General features: G+C 58.5%; 19 protein-coding genes, 1 tRNA gene and 1 pseudogene. 9 read left to right on the forward strand and 12 right to left on the reverse strand.

What is annotated here, in order from left to right; translation table 11 throughout:
* The 8 genes and pseudogenes from ABIT76_07070 to ABIT76_07105 all read right to left on the reverse strand — a co-directional run bounded on the left by ABIT76_07070 (position 1) and on the right by ABIT76_07105 (position 7,432).
* Positions 1-1,185, reverse strand: a pseudogene (locus ABIT76_07070) (NADH-ubiquinone oxidoreductase-F iron-sulfur binding region domain-containing protein).
* 108 nt (positions 1,186-1,293) lie between these two features.
* On the reverse strand, positions 1,294-1,812 hold the full coding sequence (locus ABIT76_07075) for an NAD(P)H-dependent oxidoreductase subunit E (GenBank protein MEO7932902.1): 519 nt from the start codon (positions 1,810-1,812) through the stop codon (positions 1,294-1,296).
* 116 nt (positions 1,813-1,928) lie between these two features.
* A complete protein-coding gene (locus ABIT76_07080) occupies positions 1,929-2,501 on the reverse strand; it encodes a hypothetical protein (protein ID MEO7932903.1) in 573 nt (190 codons plus the stop codon).
* Positions 2,498-4,450: a hypothetical protein gene (locus ABIT76_07085; protein MEO7932904.1), complete on the reverse strand. Its 1,953-nt coding sequence runs from the start codon at positions 4,448-4,450 to the stop codon at positions 2,498-2,500. Before ABIT76_07085 ends, ABIT76_07080 begins: the two co-directional genes overlap by 4 nt.
* Before the next feature lie 10 nt (positions 4,451-4,460).
* The gene (locus tag ABIT76_07090; protein ID MEO7932905.1) at positions 4,461-5,396 is read right to left on the reverse strand and encodes a hypothetical protein; all 936 of its coding nucleotides are present in this window, start codon (positions 5,394-5,396) and stop codon (positions 4,461-4,463) included.
* Positions 5,389-5,973 (reverse strand): prepilin-type N-terminal cleavage/methylation domain-containing protein, encoded by a 585-nt coding sequence (locus ABIT76_07095; GenBank protein ID MEO7932906.1) that lies wholly within the window; start codon positions 5,971-5,973, stop codon positions 5,389-5,391. The genes ABIT76_07090 and ABIT76_07095 overlap by 8 nt, the downstream gene beginning before the upstream one ends.
* Before the next feature lie 115 nt (positions 5,974-6,088).
* Positions 6,089-6,161, reverse strand: a tRNA-Ala gene (locus tag ABIT76_07100).
* 104 nt (positions 6,162-6,265) lie between these two features.
* Positions 6,266-7,432 carry a hypothetical protein gene (locus ABIT76_07105; GenBank protein MEO7932907.1) on the reverse strand — a complete coding sequence of 389 codons (1,167 nt, stop codon included), beginning with the start codon at positions 7,430-7,432 and terminating at the stop codon, positions 6,266-6,268.
* 177 nt (positions 7,433-7,609) lie between these two features.
* Between ABIT76_07105 and aroC the strand changes: the two genes are divergently transcribed.
* The 7 genes from aroC (at position 7,610) to infC (ending at position 14,601) form a co-directional block, all read left to right on the forward strand.
* Positions 7,610-8,701: a chorismate synthase gene (gene aroC, locus ABIT76_07110; protein ID MEO7932908.1), complete on the forward strand. Its 1,092-nt coding sequence runs from the start codon at positions 7,610-7,612 to the stop codon at positions 8,699-8,701.
* Between the two features lies 1 nt (position 8,702).
* Positions 8,703-9,620, forward strand: coding sequence for a CvpA family protein (locus ABIT76_07115; GenBank protein ID MEO7932909.1), 918 nt, complete (start codon positions 8,703-8,705; stop codon positions 9,618-9,620).
* 5 nt (positions 9,621-9,625) lie between these two features.
* Positions 9,626-11,083 carry an Asp-tRNA(Asn)/Glu-tRNA(Gln) amidotransferase subunit GatB gene (gene gatB, locus ABIT76_07120; protein ID MEO7932910.1) on the forward strand — a complete coding sequence of 486 codons (1,458 nt, stop codon included), beginning with the start codon at positions 9,626-9,628 and terminating at the stop codon, positions 11,081-11,083.
* Positions 11,084-11,094: 11 nt separating this feature from the next.
* Positions 11,095-12,345, forward strand: coding sequence for an alkaline phosphatase (locus ABIT76_07125; GenBank protein MEO7932911.1), 1,251 nt, complete (start codon positions 11,095-11,097; stop codon positions 12,343-12,345).
* 71 nt (positions 12,346-12,416) lie between these two features.
* Positions 12,417-13,178, forward strand: a complete 762-nt coding sequence (locus tag ABIT76_07130; protein ID MEO7932912.1) for an FKBP-type peptidyl-prolyl cis-trans isomerase — start codon at positions 12,417-12,419, stop codon at positions 13,176-13,178.
* A gap of 5 nt (positions 13,179-13,183) precedes the next feature.
* The gene (locus ABIT76_07135) at positions 13,184-13,864 is read left to right on the forward strand and encodes a DsbA family protein (GenBank protein ID MEO7932913.1); all 681 of its coding nucleotides are present in this window, start codon (positions 13,184-13,186) and stop codon (positions 13,862-13,864) included.
* A gap of 137 nt (positions 13,865-14,001) precedes the next feature.
* A complete protein-coding gene (gene infC, locus ABIT76_07140; protein ID MEO7932914.1) occupies positions 14,002-14,601 on the forward strand; it encodes a translation initiation factor IF-3 in 600 nt (199 codons plus the stop codon).
* Between the two features lie 75 nt (positions 14,602-14,676).
* Here the strand turns inward: infC and ABIT76_07145 are convergent, their stop codons facing one another.
* Positions 14,677-15,744: a PA0069 family radical SAM protein gene (locus tag ABIT76_07145; protein ID MEO7932915.1), complete on the reverse strand. Its 1,068-nt coding sequence runs from the start codon at positions 15,742-15,744 to the stop codon at positions 14,677-14,679.
* A 102-nt stretch (positions 15,745-15,846) separates the two neighbouring features.
* Between ABIT76_07145 and ABIT76_07150 the strand changes: the two genes are divergently transcribed.
* Positions 15,847-16,527 carry an HAD family hydrolase gene (locus tag ABIT76_07150; GenBank protein MEO7932916.1) on the forward strand — a complete coding sequence of 227 codons (681 nt, stop codon included), beginning with the start codon at positions 15,847-15,849 and terminating at the stop codon, positions 16,525-16,527.
* Positions 16,528-16,530: 3 nt separating this feature from the next.
* On the opposite strand, the gene ABIT76_07155 is transcribed toward ABIT76_07150, so the two are convergent.
* Together ABIT76_07155 and ABIT76_07160 are read right to left on the reverse strand one after the other, a co-directional pair.
* Entirely contained in the window at positions 16,531-16,914 is a 384-nt protein-coding gene (locus ABIT76_07155; protein MEO7932917.1) for a hypothetical protein, read from the reverse strand.
* Between the two features lie 347 nt (positions 16,915-17,261).
* Entirely contained in the window at positions 17,262-18,560 is a 1,299-nt protein-coding gene (locus ABIT76_07160; GenBank protein ID MEO7932918.1) for an MFS transporter, read from the reverse strand.
* Positions 18,561-19,168: 608 nt separating this feature from the next.
* Between ABIT76_07160 and ABIT76_07165 the strand changes: the two genes are divergently transcribed.
* Positions 19,169-19,345, forward strand: coding sequence for a hypothetical protein (locus ABIT76_07165; GenBank protein MEO7932919.1), 177 nt, complete (start codon positions 19,169-19,171; stop codon positions 19,343-19,345).
* Between the two features lie 67 nt (positions 19,346-19,412).
* On the opposite strand, the gene ABIT76_07170 is transcribed toward ABIT76_07165, so the two are convergent.
* On the reverse strand, positions 19,413-20,828 hold the full coding sequence (locus ABIT76_07170) for an MFS transporter (protein ID MEO7932920.1): 1,416 nt from the start codon (positions 20,826-20,828) through the stop codon (positions 19,413-19,415).
* Positions 20,829-20,881: the final 53 nt, after the last annotated feature.

Raw genomic sequence — 20,881 nt, forward strand, 5'->3', positions numbered from 1 at the left:
CGGGAGCGTCAGCGGTGCCGGAGGCGGCCCGTAGAGTTGGAGGATCTTGATCCCCGACTCCACTGCCGCGTAGGCCGCCTGGCCCAGGCCGCAGATAGAGGCGTCGCGCATGCCGGCGCCGACCTCGTCCAGGAGCCGCAGCTCCGCCGAGGCGCCCTGCTTGCCGCAGCCCGCGGCGATCCGGCCCAGGGCCTCTTCCTGGCGCACCGTGCCCACCCGGCAGGGCACGCATTGGCCGCAGGACTCGTCGCGGAAGAAGGCGGCAATGCGCTGGAGAACGGCCGGCAGGTCGGCCCGCTCGTCGAAGGCCATCACCACACCGGAGCCGAGCGTGGTCCCCGCGGCGCGTGCATTCTCCAGGGTCAGCGGCAGGTCGATCTGGTCCGGCCTGAGGAAGGAGCCGGCCGCCCCGCCCATCAGGACCGCCTGCAGCCTGCGGCCCTCGGCCACGCCGCCGGCTTTGTCCAGGAGAGCCAGGAGGCTCGTGCCCATGGGGACCTCGTAGATCCCAGGTCGGGCGACGTTGCCGCTCAGGCAGAAGAGCCGCGTGCCGCTGGATTGTTCGGTCCCCATCTGAGCATAGGCCGCGCCGCCGCGCTCCAGGATGGGCAGGACGTTGACCAGGGTCTCTACATTGTTGACCACCGTGGGCTTGCCAAAGAGGCCCTGCTCCACCGGGAAGGGCGGCTTGCTGCGCGGCTCGCCCCGCCGGCCCTCGATGGACTCGAACAGCGCGGTCTCCTCGCCGCAGATGTAGGCTCCGGATCCCCGGCGCAGCTCGATGTCGAAGTGCAGGCCGCTGCCCAGGATGTCCGGGCCCAGGAGTCCCGCGGTCCGAGCTTGGGCGAGCGCATTCGCCAAGCGCTCGTGCGCCAGTGGGTACTCGGCCCGCAAGTAGACATAGCCATGTTCGCAGCCGGTGGCCAGGGCGGCGATGGTCATCGCCTCCACCACCGCGAAAGGGTCGCCGCACATCAAGACGCGATCCTTGAAGGTACCGGGCTCGGACTCGTCGGCGTTGCAGATCAGGTAATTTGGCTTCGGCCCGTCCTGTTTGATGAAGCCCCATTTCACTCCGCAGGGAAAACCAGCGCCGCCGCGACCGCGCAAACCGGAGGCCTTCACCTCGTTGACGATGTCCACGGGTTGCATCGTGATGGCTTTTTTCAGTTCCTCGTAACCGCCGTCGTTGAGATACGACTCGATGTCGTTGCTCCAACCCGGACGGTCGATGTTTTTGAAAATCATCCGGCGCTCACCGGGATGCGGCTGTTTGATTAGAGAAACCATAAATTAAACGGCGTATTCTTCCTTGTCGGCGCAGTTGTCGAGGAGCGTGGTCGCCTCGTCGTGGGTCACGCCCTCGTAGAAATCGTCGCCAATCATACAAACCGGCGCGGTGCCGCAACTGGCGAGGCATTCGACAAATTCGATGGAAAATTTTCCATCCTCGCTCACGGAAATCGGGTCGCCGTGGCCGCCATGTTCATGCCGGTGAATGCCCGCTTTCTGGCAAAAATGGTCCATCAACTCGTAACTCCCGCCCATTGCGCAGGAGAGCGTGCGGCAAACGCGAATGTGATGCAATCCCGCCGGTTTGCGGCGAAACATCGGGTAAAACGTGACGACTTCGAGGACGTTGATCGGCTGCAACTCGAGTTTGGTTGCAATCCAGGTGATCGTTTCATCGCTGATGTAGCCCATTTCCTCCTGAAACAGGTGCAGCAGCGGCAGGGTGGCCGACCGTTTGGAAACGGGATAATGGGTAATCGTTTCGTCGATCTTGGCAGCAAAGTCAGTGGGAAGGTCCATGTGGTGTCTCGGTTCCGAAGTGGTCGGCAAATTTAATAACCGATAAAGGAACGCCACGAAAACGAAAAAATGGACACCGACGCCTATTCTTTCCGAAACGGGGCCGGGGCTGGCTATTATTGGGCGTCCATCCAATGCCAGGAACAGAGGCTGCCTTCCAGGGCTTGGCTGAAGGTCTGAAACTGTTTCGCTGGCGCAGTGGAGACGATTTCCAAATACTCTTTGCCGAGATTGATGAAGGTCACGCGCAGACAAAATTTCTGCCCGTAAAAGGCGTAGGTGAGGTCGGCGGTGTAAAACTCGCCATTGGCAATGAGATGCTGTCCGGTGGATTCGGCGATGGTGACGTTTTGAGTTTCACTCGGCACCAGCTTCAGCGCGGCGGCCTTCAGATTTTTCAGCGTGTCGGCGTTAAAGGAAGCGGGCTTCGGGATTGGACACACTTGGAAATACGCCTGCCCTTGTCCGTTGGAGTCGTCGAGAGTGAGTCGGCTGCCGCTGCCAGTGGCTTTCCAGCCTGTGGGCGGCCCGTAGGCCACTCGTTGAGCCCCATCGGGAAAGCTCAAAAAATGAATCGGATACGTGTCGATCATCTGCGTTTCCTGCCGGGGCGTGAAATCCAGCGCGAACGCGGCGGACGCTCCCCAAGCGGAGACGCAGGCGATCAACAGACGAGAAGCGGTTTTCATTGCAGGAACCAGCGTCCGTCGGTCTTCGAGTAGGAAACGAGATAGGGCGTGCCGGGCGGCGGATTATTCACGAGGCGGCTGTCGAAGTTCCAGCGGCGTTTCGGAGCACTATAAACATTGGATTTGCCCCAAGGCTGGTTGGCTTGCTGGCTCTGAAACATTTCCACCATGGAGCCCCAGTAGGTGAATTCAATGTTGGTCCAGTCTTCGAGGAAACGCGGGAAATTCTCCGCGCCACCACTGTAGGCCGAGCTGGTGGTTTCCACGTTGCCGGTCATGAAGGCGGAATTCACGGTGGTGCGCGAGGCGGCGGTGACGGTGGTGGTGGAGGAGTTCACCGTGGCGTCGTTCCAGGCGTTGGAGAGGACGGTGACGGCGTCGGCGATGATGGCCGCTGGCTGCTGGATGGTACCGGTAATGGTGGGCTTGGTCTGATCGGGCGTGGAGGAGTTCGAGACGGGCTGCGTGGAGGGGGTGCGATCGGTGGTGGCCGTGGTGGCGTAGGTCCCATTGGTATTGTAGTCGCCCTGCACATAGACTGGGTTTTGACTGGCAAAGGTGAGCCCGCCACTCGGCAAAGCGGCACCGCGGATGAGACGGATGCCTTTGCGAGTGGTGCTGGTGCCACGCGAGTCGTAAACGTAGATGGTTTTGTTCCCGGCGAAGTATTTCGGGTCGGTGGTGGCGAGTTTCGAGCGAGCGGTGAGTTGACTTACATCGATATCTGTCACGTCCACATTTCCGCCCCAGCGGTTGTCGCGCACGGTCTTGCTGGGGGTGAAGACGGCGGCGAGAGTGGCGTCAGGCGCAACTCCATAAATGCTGTAGCCGTTGGCATCCTCTCCAGTTTTAACTTTTACGCTGACGGTGGCGGGACTGCCGCTGATTTGGACAAGAAGGTCTGCCTTGTTGTAATAACGCTGGCCAGCGATCTCGGCGGGATCGGGGTAGCTGGCGTTCGGGGGTTCGATGATCTCCTGAAAGTCGTCGTTGTTCGGATTGGAATCCGTCGTGTTAAACGTACTGCTGGAGATATCGATGACTTTTTGCTGGGTGCCTGCGGTGGGCGGCGAAGTACTGGTCCAGTTGTCGAGATAGCCGTTGGAAACAGAGGAGCCAGAGACCAGGTCGGTGCCGCCGCCGTAAATGGGTGCCGAGGTGGGAAACAAGTTGGAGCCGCTGATGCGCCGGGAGTCGCCTGGCGCGTAGTTGCCCTCCATGCCGTTGCCGTAGGTCACGCGTCCCATCATGTGGACGCTGTTTTCTGCGGCGTAGAAAGTGCCGTTGCTGTGGATCCAGCCGTTGATGATCATGTCGGGACCCGGATGCAGCTCGAGGTTGTCATTATAGAAAATGGCGAAGCTCCAGGGAGATTTAAAGCGCTTGACGAAATAGCGATTAGTCTCCACATGCACGCTTGCGCCAGTGGTGCTGCGGTCGCGGATGGGAACTGTGACGCCAACGTGGGCTTTGTAGTAGAAATTGCGCAATCCGGTGTCCGCGCCGATGGCGGGGCGGAGATAGTCCTCGCCGGTCGTCTTGGTGGGCGTCACCGAGGTGGTGACGTCATTTCCAAAGCCATCAATGTGGGTGATCTTGAAATCCTTTTTGAAGCCATCGCTGCCCACTGTGAGGTCCTGAGTGTAATAAAAGCCGGTGGCACTGCTCGCGACGGAGGCGGAAACCGGCGTGTAGGAGGCCAGAGTCGTCTTTAAGTCCGCTGTGGTGATCTCGCCGACTGCGCCGCGATTCTGGCTGGCGGTTTTCCAGACCGTGAACGCCTGGTCGATGAGACCGTCGGCGATGTTGGCGGCAGCTTGATACGCCTCGGTGCGCTCGCCGTTTTTATCCATGGCGGTGGTGAAGTCAAAGGAGACGCTGATGAGCGCGGCAAAAGTCGCGATGATCATCATGGTGATGACGATGGTGTTGCCTTGTTCGTTTTTCATGGCGGTGATCTCAGTTATAGACGGTGCTTTGGAGCATGGTGCATTTGGCGGGAATGGTTTCATTGAGGACCATGCGGTCTCCAATGTATTTGCGGACACCGGTGTCGGCGTTGATGGAAATAAGCTGGACGGTGACGCTGCTGCTTCCCGTCGGAATGGAGAAGGCACCGTCGGGCAACGTCAAGGTGCCGGCAGGCAGATAGGTGGTCATGTCCCGGTTGGTAACGGTGTAACTCGTGGTCACCAAGGCATCGGGATAAAACCGGACCTCCGTATTTGTGGGCAAACCATCACTGTCCGTCGCCGTGGTCGTAGGCACCACGCAATACGCTGCCAGTCGCGCGATATAGATGAGAGTCGGCTCAATCGGCGGAGTGGGATACGTATTCGGGCTGATGTTCAGGTTGACGCCGAGATCCTTCACCGTGACCGTGGTCGGGCTGCCCAGGGAGACAGCCGTGATCGTGCGCGTCAGGGTGTTTCCCAAAATATCCGAGATGTCGGGAAAAATCAGGATGTCGCCCACTTTCGGCGAAACGGTCTGCTGTGGGATTTTCAGGGACACCGACGAAGTAGCGGACACCGTCGGGATGCTGTAAGTATTGGTGCTGCTGGAAACAACGTAAGAGGCTTTGGAATTGAGCAGCAAAGGAAACCGCACGCCCTGGCCCGTCGCTGTAGAAACGCTCTGAAAACTGCCACTCACCAGCTTGACCAATTCGGGACGTCCGACTGATTCGTGCAAATCTTGAATCAGGCGGAGCGAGGCCATGCGCACCGTAAGATTGGAATGGTTGGTGGCGATGTTTTTGGAGAAAAGAATCATTCCCCCATTCAGAACGGTGTAAATCACGCCGCCCACGATGGTCAACATGCCCATGGAAATGGCGAGTTCCATGAGGGTGAAGGCCCTTGAAGAAAAGCGGCTGGCAGATGTCTTATTCATCGAGTGAGCGGAAAGTGCTGAAGCGGACTTGGTATCGGTAGGCTGACTCGAAAGCCGCCTGAGTGGTGTAGGTGTAGGAAGCGTTGTTGGTCGCGCTGTTGCTGCCGCGATAGTTGTAGCCCACGGTCACGTCCACCTGACGCAAAGACGAATTGATGATCGTTATCTTCCGGAGCAACTGCCCGTTGACGATGGTCGTGCCTTTGTTCGCCCCAATCTGGAGTCCCACCGGGGAAATCACCACGCTGTAAGCACGTCCACTGGCATCCGTGCCCGACGCGGCCCAGCTATCTCCCGTGGCCAGAGTGCCGCCCTCGGATTGCACCCGCAAAATCTGCGGAACGCTGCTCGTCGCCGTGTAAGGCCGGGCCGACATCACATCATCAATCTCCTGCTGGGCCATGACGACAGCCGCCGTTCCGATCCGGCTCCGGGAGCTCTGCCTGTTCAGCACCAGAAAAGTCGAGGTGATGCTCAGGAAAATAATCGCGAGCAAAGTCATGGAAATCAGGATTTCCGTCAGAGTGAAGCCGATCTTTCTCTTAAAAAAACCAGGAAATATGAGGACGGGCGACATGACCCGTCTTAATACGCAGCTTCCATACCATTGCTCCCCGCCGCGTGTTTTTACCTCAGATAGTCGGCAATTCCAAGAAGTTTTTCTTAGAATTGCGTCTCACTTCTCAAGAATGTGGAGACAAGGGGGATCGAACCCCTGACCTCGTCATTGCGAACGACGCGCTCTACCAACTGAGCTATGTCCCCGGTCACTGGGCCTGTCATGGAATACAGGCGCTGTCAGTATGTGTTGAAAAAGCTTTTCGGCAACCAAAAAGGCGGCCTCATTCCCATGGAACTCGACTCTCGTTTTATCCAGCCAGCAAACCAGCCATGTAGGCGGCGGGTTGGAAATTCTCGATGAGCACTTCGGTGCGGCCGTGGCGCGACATGCGGACTTGAGGGACGTTGATCTCGGGGGTTTTCGCCGGGGAGAAAAGGATGTCGTCGTGCGTGGCGTTGGCTTTTGTTTTGAACATGCTCGGAACCAGATTGCCGCCGAGGTGATCGCTGCGCCCGGTGGCGACGTGCATCGTGCCGAGGACTTTTTCATCCTGAATGTCGCGACCGGAAACGGGCAGCACTTGCGTCCCGAAACCGAGTTCGCCCAATTCGCCGGTAACCGGATCGTAGGCCAGTTTCGCGTTGTGCTCGGCGACGGTTCCCGGGTTGCCGCGCACGAAATCCGCGTGAACGATTCGCCCGCCGGTTACGTTCATGATTCCCAAAGTGCCGTCCTCGTATTTCGAGGGAAACTGCCCCTCGGCTCCGGTGGGGACGTAATAAATTTCACCCGCCGGCAGATTGGCAATGTCTGGACCGCCGCGACAGAGGCCGTGGCTTTTTTGCGCCTCCTGACCGTCGAGCTGGAGGCGCAGCGTGTATTTCGCGTCGTCCAGAGTGTAATCGATCTCGACCCAGTCCGCGTTCGTCATGCCGAGGCGCAGCTTTTCCGCATCGCGGCTGACTTCGTCGTAATCCACGGCCAGGCCGGAGCCGAGGATGATCTCATTCACCCCATGCAGCGTCGCGCCGCGGAAGCCGTATTGCTTGGCAAAAGCCGTCAGCGGCGCGGTCGCCGAGTAGGTGGAAATGCAGAGAATGATCTGGTAATTCGGGTAAACGTCGCGCTCCAGGCTGACTTGTTTTCCCACGGGAGTGAACGCCTCGTCGCCCATGTCGAGGTTGCTGCCGCCGGTGATTTCAAAGGCGTAGAAATCCACGTTTCCGACGTTGATCGCCGCACCCTCGCCGTTGAGCAAACCCTGGTAGAAGACCTCGTAGGCGTTACGCTGGATGGTGAGTTCCGGGTTTTTCAGAAAGGCGAAATCCTTCACCTCGGCTGGGTTTTCGAGATCGATCAGGATGGCCACATTTTCGCCGCCCTTCGGATGAAAGACCGTTTTCAACAGACGCGAGAGGCTAAATTCGGGGAAACCCGCGATGCGGGGAATGGCGGGTGCGGTGGCGGTGATCATAACGTCATGTTCGGTGGTTATCGAAGAATGTCAAAACTCGGATGCAGCTTACCCCGAGCAGGTCTTCAGTGTAAATCCTGATACGACTGCAACTCCCCCCCGCGATGCAGCGGAGTTGCATAAAACTGGAGTTTTTATTCGCGCCCAGCGGCGGCCTTTGCTTTGCTGTGCGGTCACATGTCGAGTCAACTGGGCCAGCTATTTCGCATTTCCACCTGGGGTGAATCCCACGGGGGCGGCGTTGGCGTGGTCATTGATGGCTGCCCGGCGCGACTGGAACTCAGCGAGGCCGATATTCAAGTCGATCTCGACCGGCGGCGTCCGGGTCAAAGCGAGATCGTGACCCCGCGCGACGAAGCGGACGAATGCCGGATTTTGAGCGGCGTTTTCCAGGGAAAAACCCTCGGGACTCCCATTTCCATCGTGGTGATGAACAAGGACGCGCGCCCGTCGGCTTACACCGAGATGGAGACCGCGTTTCGCCCATCGCACGCAGATTTTACCTACGAGGAAAAATACGGGATTCGCAATCATCAAGGCGGCGGTCGCGCGTCGGCCCGCGAGACAATTGGCCGCGTGGCGGCGGCGGCGGTCGCGAAGAAACTTTTCGCCCACATCGCACCGCAACTCGAGGTGCTGGCCTACGTGAAATCGATCTACAACATCGAGGCCGAAGTCGATCCGTCTACGGTGACTTTCAGTGCTATCGAAGGTAACATCGTGCGCTGTCCCGACGCGGCTGCGGTGGAAAAAATGATCGCGCTGATCAAACAAATGCGGACCGACGGCAACTCGGTCGGCGGCGTCGTCGAATGCGTCATCCGAAATTGTCCGACCGGCCTCGGCGAGCCCGTTTTCGACCGGTTGGAAGCCGACTTGGCAAAAGGAATGCTCAGTCTGCCCGCGACTAAAGGCTTTGAGATCGGTTCCGGTTTTTCCAGCACGCGCATGACGGGCGCGGAGCATAACGATCCTTTTGTGATGCGTGAGGGAAAGGTCCGCACGACGACGAATTTCTCCGGCGGCACCCAGGGCGGCATCTCGAATGGCGAGGACATTTTCTTTCGTGTCGCCTTCAAACCCACGGCCACGATTACGCGCTCGCAGCAGACCGTCACCAAATCCGGCGAAGCAACAGAACTCGCCGCCCGCGGACGCCACGATCCATGTGTGCTGCCGCGCGCCGTGCCGATGGTCGAGGCCATGGCCTGGCTAACATTAGCCGATCATTGGCTGCGGCAGCGCGCGACCGATATCGTTCCCCGCTAACATGACGCTCGCCGAGAACACTTTCGCGGGTCTCACCGTGCTACAAATCGCATTGGTTAGTCTCACGTTGCTCATCATCACGATGAACGTCTGGTCAGGCTGGCAAAACGGCATTGTGCGCCAGGTGCTGCGAATCTTCGCCATCCTCGCGGGCTACATTGCAGGCTACAAGCTAGGTCCGGTTCTAACTCCGATGGTGCCCGATGTGGCGGTGCTCGGCTCCGTGCAGCCAGCAGTGATTTCCCTCCTCACTGGCTTCCTCACCTACCTGTTTCTGCGCTTCCTAATCAACATGCTTTTCCGCAAAACGCGCGAGCAGGAATCCGCCATCATGCGCTTCATTTACGGCATCGGCGGCGCGACGATCGGGTTGTTCTTCAGCGTGTTCTTTCTAGTAGTTTTTCTGGCAGGCATCCGATTGTTAGGAACCGTCGTGGACGCTCAATTTCACGTGGCCGAGAAACGTCATGAGAAGCTGCCCGACGACACGCGCACTACAGTCATGACGCAATTCTCGAAGGCGCGTCAGGCGATTGAAAACGGTCCCGTCGCTGCAGTAGTCGAGACGATTGATCCGACTCCGACGACAGTTTACAAAACGCTGGATCGCGTCACCACGATGACCGCCGATCCAGATGCGATGAATCGGTTTTTCAACTACCCCGGAACGAAGAAATTGATGCAGCATCCCGCATTGAAAAAACTAGCGGACGACCCGCAAGTTCAGGTCATGGTTCAGAAGAAAGACTACGTCGGTCTGATGCAAAATCCCAAAGTCGCGGAGATGTTGAAGGACGATTCTTTGCGGACGCAGTTGAAGACGTTCGAGTTCAACAAAGCTCTGGACTACTCGCTCAAGCCCGGTCCGATTGCACCCGCCAAACCCTCCCCCACTCCTCTCAACACCATTCTCTACTAACATTTATGAAACCCGGATTGATCGTCACCATTGGACTGGAAGTCCACGTCCAGCTTAAGACTCGCAGCAAGATGTTCTGCGGCTGCCCCGTGGAGTTTGGAGCGGAACCTAACACGCACACCTGCCCCGTCTGTCTCGGCATGCCGGGCGCATTGCCGGTAATGAATTTGCAGGCACTGAAACTTACTGCGCTGACAGGTTTGATGTTGAAATGCGAGATTCCCGAGATCTGCAAATTCGACCGCAAACACTACTTCTATCCGGACATGCCGAAGAACTACCAGATCACACAATTCGACCAACCGATTTGTCTCGGCGGCGGCGTTCCGCTGCACGATCTGGCCTACCCAAAAGATCACCAAAAGAAGATTACGACTCCTAACAAAATCATCGGGCTCACTCGCATTCATCTGGAGGAGGATGTCGCGAAAAGTTTCCACTTCGATGCGAACACTGGGATCGATTTTAACCGGGCCGGATCGCCGTTGATGGAGATTGTTAGCGAGCCCGACATTGCATCACCCGAAGAGGCGTTTGCCTATCTAACCTCGCTGCGCCAAGTGTTAGTCTATGGCAACGTGAGCGACGCCGACATGGACAAGGGCCAGATGCGTGTGGACTGCAACATTTCCGTGAGACCCGCATCGCAGAAAGACTACAACGCGAAGATCGAGCTGAAGAACTTGAACACCGTCAGCGGAGTTAGACGCGCGCTGGCTTTTGAGATCGAGCGCCAGACCGAAGCAGTGGAAAATGGAGTTGTTCTCAAGCAGGAAACCCGCCGCTGGGACGACGACGCAGGCGAGACCTATCTCATGCGCGTGAAGGAAACTTCCGCTGACTATCGTTACTTCCCCGATCCCGATTTGCTGCCGGTGAAAACGGAAGCGTTTATGACGGAAGTTCGCACGCTGGTGCCTGAGTTGCCGACGCAAAAACGCGACCGCTATGTGAGTGATTACGCTGTAAGTCCGTATGACGCCTCAGTGATTGCCAACGATCTCGATCTTTGCACCTATTTCGAGGCGGCGGTGAAGACTGCGCGCAAGCCAAAGGGTATCGCCAACTGGATGCTCAACGATCTTCTCAGCGCCCTGAGCGCGGCCAATCTAACTATTGCGTCATCGCCCATCCAACCAGAGTTGCTGGATGAATTGGTTAACCTCGTGGACGACGGAAAAATCAATGGCAAGCAGGCGAAGGAAGTCTTTGCCGATATGTTTGCCACTGGCAAATCGGCCGGCGTGATCGTCGAGGAAAAAGGGCTCAAACAAGAGAGCGACAGCGGCGCGATTGAAACGATCTGCCTGCAAGTCATCGGCGAAAATCCGAAGTCGGTCGAAGACTATCGCGCTGGAAAAGTGGCAGCGGTGAACTTCCTCAAGGGACAAGTCATGAAGCTCAGCAAAGGAAAAGCGAATCCCGCCATCGTCGGCGATTTGTTAGTCAAGCTGCTGGGTTGACTTCCATTTCCATGTTAGTCCGCTCACTTTTCAGCCTGCTGCTTCTAGCTATTTCGCTGCAAGCGGCGCCGAAGGGAGTCGTGCTGCTGATTGCCGACGGAACTTCGCTGGAACTACTCACCGCCGCGCGCATTTATCAGGGCGGTGTTGCGTCCAAACTCAATCTGGAAACCATGCCGCAGTCGGCTTTTGTGAGCACGTATTCCTACGATGGAATGGTGACCGACTCCGGCGCTGCCGCGACCGCGCTGGCTCGTGGTTTCAAGGCCGACAACCAGGCCGTCGGTTCTCCGCCGCCGGGAAAACCGAGCGCGCCGAGCATTGTGGATCTCGCAAAGAAAGCGGGGTGGGCCACGGGCGTGATCACCGACGACAGCGTGACCGGCGGCACTCCCGCGCCGTTTGTGATCGAGCACGATCATCGCGAGGAGGAATACATTATTGCCAATCTGGAAGCGCAAAATCTCGGTAAAAACTGCGACTTTCTCCTCGGCGGCGGCCAGCGTTACTTCCAGGGCGGGCCACCCGGAGGCGGGAGCACTAAATTTGTGCCTGTCTTTAATTCGACTGTTTCCACCCTGACAGCATCTAACATCCAAATCTTCGACTCGTGGGACAAATGGATGGCCGCGCCGCCCGCCGATTTGCGGAAGCCGATCCTGGGAATTTTTGCCCCTTTCAAACTGGACTTCATCGCCGATGGCGACCGCAAGCCGCACCTCGAGGACATGGTTTCCGAAGGACTCCGGCTTTTGCAAAGCTCGGGAAAACCTTGGCTGCTCATCGCCGAGGCCGGGCTTCCGGACAAGGCCTGTCATTTAAACAACATGAAGCGAGCTCTTGAGGAAGTGCTCGTGCTGGATCGCACCGTCGCTCTGATCCGCCAAAAGATCGGGCCAGACGTCCTCTTTCTCGTCACGACCGACCACAACACGGGGGGACTCACCTTAAACCCTGGGCTACCGATTCGCACGAAGGGCGATGCTTTGTTAAAGACCAGTCCGATCACGAAACTGCCCGTGCTCACCTTCGCCAGCGGCCCCGGCGGCGTGCTCGATACGACTGTCACTCCGCCCGACCCGTCGGTGGATTACACCGCGCCGGAGGCTGTTTCTCCGGCGTTGATTCATAGCGGAGCCGCCTGGCACAGCGGCGGTAATGTCTGGCTCTTAGGCCAGGGCCCGGGCAGTGAAAAGGTTCACGGTTTCCTCGATAACACGGACATTTTCCAGATCATGGCTGCCGCTATTTCGGAAAAATAAGGCTCCGAGACGGATTGTTACCATTTTATTATTTGCACCGCTTCTGCATCTGGCTTACCACTGCGATTCCTATGAAATTCACCCCTTTGGCACTCGTTGCCGCACTCACCATCACCTCTTTTGCGCAAGCTGAAGACCTCAAAGAACCCAAAGACAAAGTCAGCTACAGCATCGGCGTCGATATTGGTTCCACCATCAAGCGCCAGGGCATCGAGATCGATCCCGACAAAGTATTGCTCGGCCTGAAGGACGCCTACAGCGGCGGCAAACTCGCCCTCACCGACGAGGAAATGAAGTCCACGATGGAGACGTTTCAGAAGGAAATGATGGCCAAGATGGCCAAGAAGCGTGAAGACGACGGCAAAAAGAACAAGGAAATCGGCGAGAAATTCCTCGCGGAGAACAAGAAGAAGGACGGCGTGAAAACCACCGCTTCCGGTCTGCAATACAAGATCATCACCGAAGGCAAAGGCGAGAAACCGAAGGAAACCGACACCGTTGTCACCAACTATCGCGGCACGACCATCGACGGCAAAGAATTCGACAGCTCCTACAAGCGCAATGAGCCTGCGGAATTTCCTCTCGCTGGCGTGATCAAGGGCTGGACCGAAGGTCTCCAACTCATCCCCGTCGGCACCAAGGCCCAATTCTACATTCCAGCGGAACTCGCTTATGGCGACAACGCTCCTCCCGAAATCGGACCAGGCCAGACCCTAATCTTCGACGTCGAGCTTCTCAGCATCAAGGCTCCTGAAGCCGCCGCACCAGACGCGGCTGCCAGCGCCACTCCAGCAACTGCGGCACCCGACCAGAAACCTGCGGAGAAGAAGTAACTCCCATGCCCGCCATCCGGGTCACCTATTATCTGGAAGTCCTTTCCTCATGGTGTCACTGGGCGGAACCGACTTGGACTGCACTGCAGGCGAGATACGCCGCAGTCGCCGAGTTTGATTGGAAGATCGCCCTCATGGAGGCGTCCGCATTTCCCGAGTCCCTCGAGCAATGCGATTGGTTTTACCGGCGCAGCGGCACGATTCGCCGCTCGCCCTATAAGTTGAACCCTGGCTGGTTTGAAACTGGCCAGGGTCAATTTTTGCCTCCGAGTCTAATGGCTCTCGCAGCGAAACAGATGGGAGTTGCAGACGATTCCGTGCGGATGGCCCTAGCGCACGCTGCCCTCATCGAGGGGCAAAAAGTCGCGGACTGGCAGATAGCAGCCGAAGTCGCATCACGGGCGACCGGCATTTTTCCGCAGGAGCTTTTGGAGAAGGCGCGGTCGCCAGAAATTCTCCAGGCAGCGCAGGTTAGCACCGAGGAATTTCGCCAGTTGCAGGTAACGCAACGTCCGGCGTTTCTGATTGAGAGCCCCATCGGCGATCGGGCTGTTTTCTCCGGTCTGGTGCATTTCACGCCGCTTGCCGCGACCATCGACGCGATGTTAGAAGATGCCGCTGGCTATGCCTCCTACGAGGCGCATTTTGGCAAGACCGGAGCAGTTAGTGAGTGCGATTCACATTAAAGCTTGCCTGTGGGCAGAGGCGCTATTATATGCCTCGTTCCGCATGGCAGTGAACAAGCCTCGCAGATTTTTTAACCCAAACCAAAAACCGAGAGTCATCGCCTTAACCTGCGCCGATTTTCCAAGGAGATAGCACCATACAGCAACCACCCCGTGTCAATGGCCGCATACGCGCTCGAGAAGTGCGCGTCATCGTGGCGTCCACTAATGAGCAACTTGGCGTCTTGAAACTGACCGACGCCATCAAGCACGCGCAGCAAGCCGGCTTGGACCTCGTCGAAGTCGCTCCCAACGCCAACCCCCCAGTTTGCCGCATCGTCGATTTCGGCAAATACCGTTACGAGATCGCCAAGCAGGAAAAGGAAAAGAAGGCTACCACCAGCAAACTCAAGGAAGTCAAATTCCGGGTCAATATCGACGAGCACGATTACATGACGAAGATTCGTCGTGCCGAGCAGTTCCTCGACAAGGGCAACAAGGTTAAAACCCAACTCCAGTTTCGCGGACGCGAAATGGCGCACCAAGATCTGGGTTACGCGCTGATGCAACGCGTCAAAGCCGATCTCGCCACCATGTCAGCCGTGGAGACCGAGCCGAAAATGATGGGCCGCAGCATTAACATGATGCTCTCCCCGCTCCCCGCCGCCCGCCGCAAACTGAAGTGGACGACCAAGGACGACGCCGACCTCGACGAGGAGGAAGAAGAAGACGACGAGGGCGACGAAGCGGAGGATTGAAACTCCCACGCCGGATAACGGCAGTTCGATTTTGAAAAAGACAAGGCGGCAAATCCAAGCCGCCTTTTTCTTTGGTTAGAACAACGACAACTGATTCGTCGGCACACGGAAGGCCGCCGTGGAAAGCTCGGGCATTTCCTTGGGGAAGCCGGCCTTGTGACGGGCGAGCTGGTAAAGATTTCGCATTTCAGTCGCATAGAAACCTTCGCCGCTCATCCGGGAGCCGAAACGCGGATCGTTCAATTTGCCGCCACGCATCGCCCTAACCCGGCTCAAAATTTTCTCCTTCTGCCCCGGCAGCGTTCGCTCCAGCCAATCCTCGAAAACGGGCGCGACCGCACCCGGCAGCCGCAGGGGAACGTAACCCACGCCGCGCGCCCCAGCCTTCGCGACCGCCGCAAAGATTGCGGGCATCTCGTGGTCGTTCAGCCCCGGAATACATGGAGCCATGAGGACTCTCACTGGGATGCCCGCCGCGCTCAGTTCCTCCACGGCGGCGAGTCGCCGGCTGGGAGCGGAGGCGCGGGGTTCGAGTGTTTTCGCCAGCTCGGCGTCCAGCGTGGTGATGGAAATATTCACCAGCGCCGCCTGATGCGCGGCGAGCGTTTTCAGGTGGTCGATGTCGCGCGTGACGAGGTGATTTTTCGTAATGATGCCAACCGGCTGACGAAATTCCGCCATCACTCCGAGACAGCGGCGGGTGATTTCCAGGGTACGCTCGATCTGTTGATAACAATCCGTGACACCGCTCATGATGAGCACCTGCGGTTTCCACTTTCGGGCCGAAAGCTCGGCGTGGAGGAGTTCGGGCGCGTTCTCTTTCACGACGATCTTCGATTCAAAATCCAGCCCGGCAGAAAACCCCAGAAACTCGTGCGTCGGCCGTGCGAAGCAATAGGCGCAGCCGTGTTCGCAACCCCGATACGGATTCAGGCTGGCCTCGAAACCAATATCGGGGCTGTTGTTGTAAGTGATGATCGACTGCGTAGCGTCCTTCAGAAACTGCGTGCGCAGCGGACGCAGTTCGTCATCTGGATCTAACTCCGCATCAGGATCAGCGACGTATTCGAGCTTCTCGAAGCGGTTTTTCGGGTTCAATCCCGCCCCGCGACCGCGAGTTAGGTTCGAATCGCGCGGTTGCATTCCCACCCTTTCGCACTGTCGCAGAATCCTCTGCAACTCGTCGCGCTGCGGAACCGGTGAAAACACTCGCCGCCAGCACGGCTCCATTCTAACCTAACTCCCTTGAAAAAACTCCTTCTCTTCGACATCGACGGCACCCTCATTGACACCGGCGGCACCGGGTTTCCCGCCTTGCAACAAGCGTTGCAGGACAGTTTCGGCATCGAGGACGATCTGAGTCACATCAGTCTCGCCGGGGCGACGGATACGAATATTTGCCGCGAGATTCTGGCGCATCACGGGATTGAGCCGACGGCGGCGAACATAGCGCGCTACCTCGACAGCTACCTGCACCATTTGCAGATGTTGCTCCCGGAGAAAAGCGGACGCGTGCTGCCGGGCATCCTCGAACTGCTGGGAAAACTCCAGTCGCGTCCGGGCCTCGTCGTCGCCCTGCTCACCGGCAATCTCATTCGCGGGGCCGAGATTAAGCTCGCCCACTTCGGCATCTGGCATTTCTTCGAGTTTGGCGCGTTTGCCGACGATCACCACGTGCGCAACGAGCTGGGGCATTTCGCGAAGGCGCGCGCCTTGGAAAAGCACGGCGTCGAATTTCCACCGGAGGCGATCTATGTTATCGGCGACACCCCGAAAGACATCGCTTGCGGTCGGGCCATCGGCGCGAAAACGGTCGCCGTCGCCACCGGCGAATACAGCAGGGACGAGTTAGAGAGTTATCAGCCTGATTTCGTTTTTGAGAATTTCTCGGAAACCGCCCACGCCATCGAGCGGCTCGGCTGGTAAAACCTACGCCGCAGCCTTCGTCTGGTGCCGGAGCGATTCCGGACTCTTGAAAAGCACCGCCTCGGACTCGGAAACCTTGATCAACCGGCCTTCCGGATCTCGGAAATTGGCATACGGTCCGTCATTCAAAACAATCACGCCATTGCGCCGCAACTGGTCGAGCACGGCTTGGCGCTCCTTGATCGACAGATACAAATGGAAGTAGCTCACGGCCTCGCCCATCAGGCACGGGCGAATGGTCAGCGGCATGCCGCCGAGCATGAGATCGACATAACGGTCGGTGCGTTCACTGATCACCTTCGCCGCCAGGATATTGACGTAGAAGTTGCGAATCTCCCGCCAGCGCTCCGTAAAAACGGTGATGGAATAGCACTGGGGTTTGATCATGCTGCGGTTGACCCGACGCCGGGGATTCACCCGGTTTAGTTGCTCAAATTCTGGTGGCATTATGGATTCCTTCTTAAGCAGGTTCCATGCACCACTTGCGGAACATTCTTCATTTGCCAGCGGGAATTATTTTCAGAAGTGCCCTTTGCCGGGTAAATGAGGGCGAAAAAGCGGCTTCCGGGTGCCGATGAACCGTGGATTCTCACATTTGTCTTCCAAATTAGAGAAAACACGAGGTTTTACGTCGCATCCGCTGTGGACTGCCCCTGCGGCGGCAGGAAGAAAAAGGAGAAAAGAAAGTTCTGACCCGACTTGCAACTCGCAACTCTGGGGGAGGCGCGGGCTGCCTAGCCTTTCACCCGTTTGGCCAGGCGGAGAAACATTCCGATCGTCACACCGGCGAATATCCACGGGAGCCACGACAGGGCGGCCACGAAAACCTCATTCGGCGTGAGTGCCATCGAACCCGACTGCAAGCCGCGCAACAAACCGGCAAACATCAGTCCCGCGCTGCCGTAGGCGAGATTCGTCGCCAGCCCGCGAAAGCTCAAGATCGTCGCCCGTCGCGCCGGGTCAGCGGCCTGATTGAGATAATACGACGTGAGAAAATTCATCACCGACATGCCGAGACCGAGCAGAAGCGGAAAAATCAACCCCGTGTAAGGCAGCACAAAAGTCAGCCCCGTGAGTGCGATGAAACTCAAGCCCGACACCACGGCGAAAGCCCGCGTCGGCGGCCCTAGCGCGATGAGCCGTTTCGCCAGCGGCGGCGCGAGGTAGCCGAGGAGGGCAAACCCGGAGCCAATCAATCCAAACGACGCCTCGGGCAACTGGATGAGCCGGTAATATTGGCTGCCGATGGTGAGGAAGAGTCGAATGAAGCTGTCGTTGCAAATCGTCGCGGCAATGACGAAGAGCGCGAGCGGCGACGCCCAGATCCAGCGTCCGGCAGCAACCACTTCGCCAAAGGCTGCCCCGGCCGTGACGTGTTTTCCCGTAGTCAGCGGTGGCTCGTGCAGGCGCAGCGCGGCGAGCACGGTGCCGAGCGATGTGGCCAGGGTGAGATACACCGGCCAGCGAACGGTGAGCGCCTTCGTTGCCACGAGCGGACTTCCAATGAAATGGAGCACGCGTGTGACCAGACCCGGATCATAGACCGCCGCACCGACGACCATGGCAAAGAAAAATCCGCCCGACTGCCAGCGCGCCAGACGTTCCAGCACCCGGGGCCATTCGTTGTCGCGCCCGGCGGCTTTCAGCGAATCATAGACCAGCGCCTCGTCGGCCCCGCTCGCACTCGCCTCCGCCGCACCGCTGATCACCCGGTTCAGCATGAACAGCCAGAAGAGCAGCGTGAGATTTGACCGGGGCGCGAAGGAAAAGACGGCCATTTCGAGGACCATGAGGCAGGCGGCAAAGACGACGAGTCGTTTGCGTCCGACGAGATCGGCGAGCGCACCCGAGGGCACCTCCAGAAGGACGATGGCGGCAGCCCAGGCGACATTCAGGAGGGCGTATTGTGAGAGGGTGAGGCCGAGGTCGAGGAAGAGAATCGCCATCACCGGATAGTAAAACCGGGCATTGAAGAGCACGCGAAAAACGATGAACCACCGCACATTGCGATCGGCAGCGGAGTGGAGTTCCATCGCACTGTGATGTCAGGAAACGAGGGATGGGTCAGTATCTATTTCGGTGTTTATCGAAAAAGGTAAGCGATGGAAGGTGGTGCGGGGCTGGGAGTGGGAGGATGGCGGCCTCTGCTTCGGGAGCGCACGCGTCCCGCGTGCTCCGTTGGGCGTCTCGCCCAATGGCGATCTTCCGTCCATGGAGGGTAAGAGCTTTTTCAGGCACCGGGCCTCGTATTCTATTTCACTCGACCGTCGCCTATGCATGCTGACCCCCGTCTTTTCGGCGAGACGCCAAAAAGAACACGCGGGACGCGTGCGCTCCCAAAGAAACGGGCAGCGGCGCGCCGTTTGTCTGGGGAGCACAGGCCGCTGGCCTGCAGTTCTCGGCGGCCCGCCGGGAACCAATGGGCGATGCGAGTGATTCGAGTTCGATAGTTGCCATCCTCACTTTGGCGGGCCGCCAAAGGGTGCAGGCGAGCCGCCTGCGCTCCCCGGAATTGTGGGCCACCGCTGGCCGTGGGAGTGCCATGCGACTGACATCCGGCGGCGGGGCGGGTGACGTTTCTCTTCATATGAAAACATCCTTCGTCTCTCTGTTGCTGGCCGGTGTGCTAGGTGCTGGTGTTATGACTCCTTCGCCCACCGAAGCGGCCAGTCTGGTGGTGTCTATCGGCGACCGCGGTTACTATCATGGCCGCTCGTATCGACGGCATCATCGTCATTACGTGTGGGTGCCCGGTTATTGGCATCGCACGCGGCATCATCACCGCGTCTGGATCCACGGGCATTATGCGGTGAGGTAAGCGGAGGCTTGGCCTACGGGATGGCGGTCAAGATTCGGAAGATCGAATAGAACGACAAAGACTTCGATTAAGCTGAGGCCAGGTTGAGGCGTTTTTGTTTCCGCATGACGCTCCACATGGCGAGGCCGCCGATGCAGCCGAAGCCGGCCATAATGGGATACCAGATGCCCCAGCCGTATTTCTGGATGCAGTAGCCGGTGAGGGGCAGCGCGATGGCGGCTCCGTAGTATTGGAAGCTGTCGATGACGCCGCTGGCGAAGCCAGCCATTTTCCGTCCGCCGATGTCCATGGCGGCGGAGGTGCCGACGATGCTGTGGGTGGAGTTGGCGGTGAAGGAGACGAGGACGAGGAACATGCACCCGATAAAGATGCCACTCGGGGTGGGTCCGACGAAGTGGAGGTGGATGACGATGGCGGCGGCGGTGATGACGAGCGCCTCGATGAAGTAGAGGCCCATGGCGACGGGCGAACGGTGGCCTTTGAAGACTTTATCGGAGACGATGCCGGAGAGGAAGGAACCGAGGACGGCGACAAGCGGCATGAGGTTTACGGTCCAGGCGACGGCGGCGGGCTTGGCGGCGAGGTCGAGTTTGAGCACGTCGTGGAAGTAGAGGATCATGAGTTGGTCGGAGCTGTTTCGCACCGCGCCGGTGCAGGCGTAGGCGAGGGCGTAAAACCAGATGAGCGGGTGCTGGAAGATGGTAATGAAACATTCGCGGATGCTGGCGCGGGTTTCGCTGCCTTCGTTACCTCGGCTACCGGGAGGGGTGGCATCGTCTTTAACGGCGTCTGGATGGCCGGCGGCCTCGGGGGTTTCCTTGACGAAAAAGACAAAGAGGAGCGCGGCGAAGGCGACGATGAAGGGCGGGATGCGGAAGAGGTAATGCCAGTCGGTGGCGCGTCCGTTAGCGGGCCCAGGCGAGAGGACCCAGATGCCAACGGTGAGGCCGGCGAGGATGATGGGGGCGAAGTTGTTGATGGCAAACTGGCCCATCTGAATCATGAAGCCGAAGATGCCGGCAAAGGTGCCGCGCTCGGTGCGATGGAACCAGGCGGCGTTGATTTTGATCATGCCCGGCGCGCCGAAGGATTGGAAGTAGCCGTTGAAGAGCCAGATGAGGGAGAACGTCGAGAAGGTGCCGACGAAGGAAGAGAAGCCGAAGATAAGGTTGACGATAATGGTGCCGATGGCTCCGGTAATCATGGCGGTCTTTCCCCCAATGCGGTCGGTCAGGAGGCCGTTGACGAGCTGGCCGGTGCCGTAGGCGAGCGACCAGGCGCTGAGCATGGAGGTGATCTGGAGGGTGCTGAAGCCAAACTCGGCGACCATGCCGGGGGTGGCGAACCGGAAGTTGTACCGGCACATGTAGAAGGAGGCGTAGAGGAGGCCGATGATGGCCCAGTTGAGCCCGCGGCGGGCGCGGAAACCCGGAGGGTGATGCAGGATGGTGTCGGGGGTCGCAGCGGGGGAGATGGCAGCCATGGGAGTTAGATAATCATGGTTTTGCCGTATCGAACACGAGAAAAGATTGGACA

The organism is Chthoniobacterales bacterium, from assembly GCA_039930045.1.
Lineage (GTDB): Bacteria > Verrucomicrobiota > Verrucomicrobiia > Chthoniobacterales > DASVRZ01 > DASVRZ01.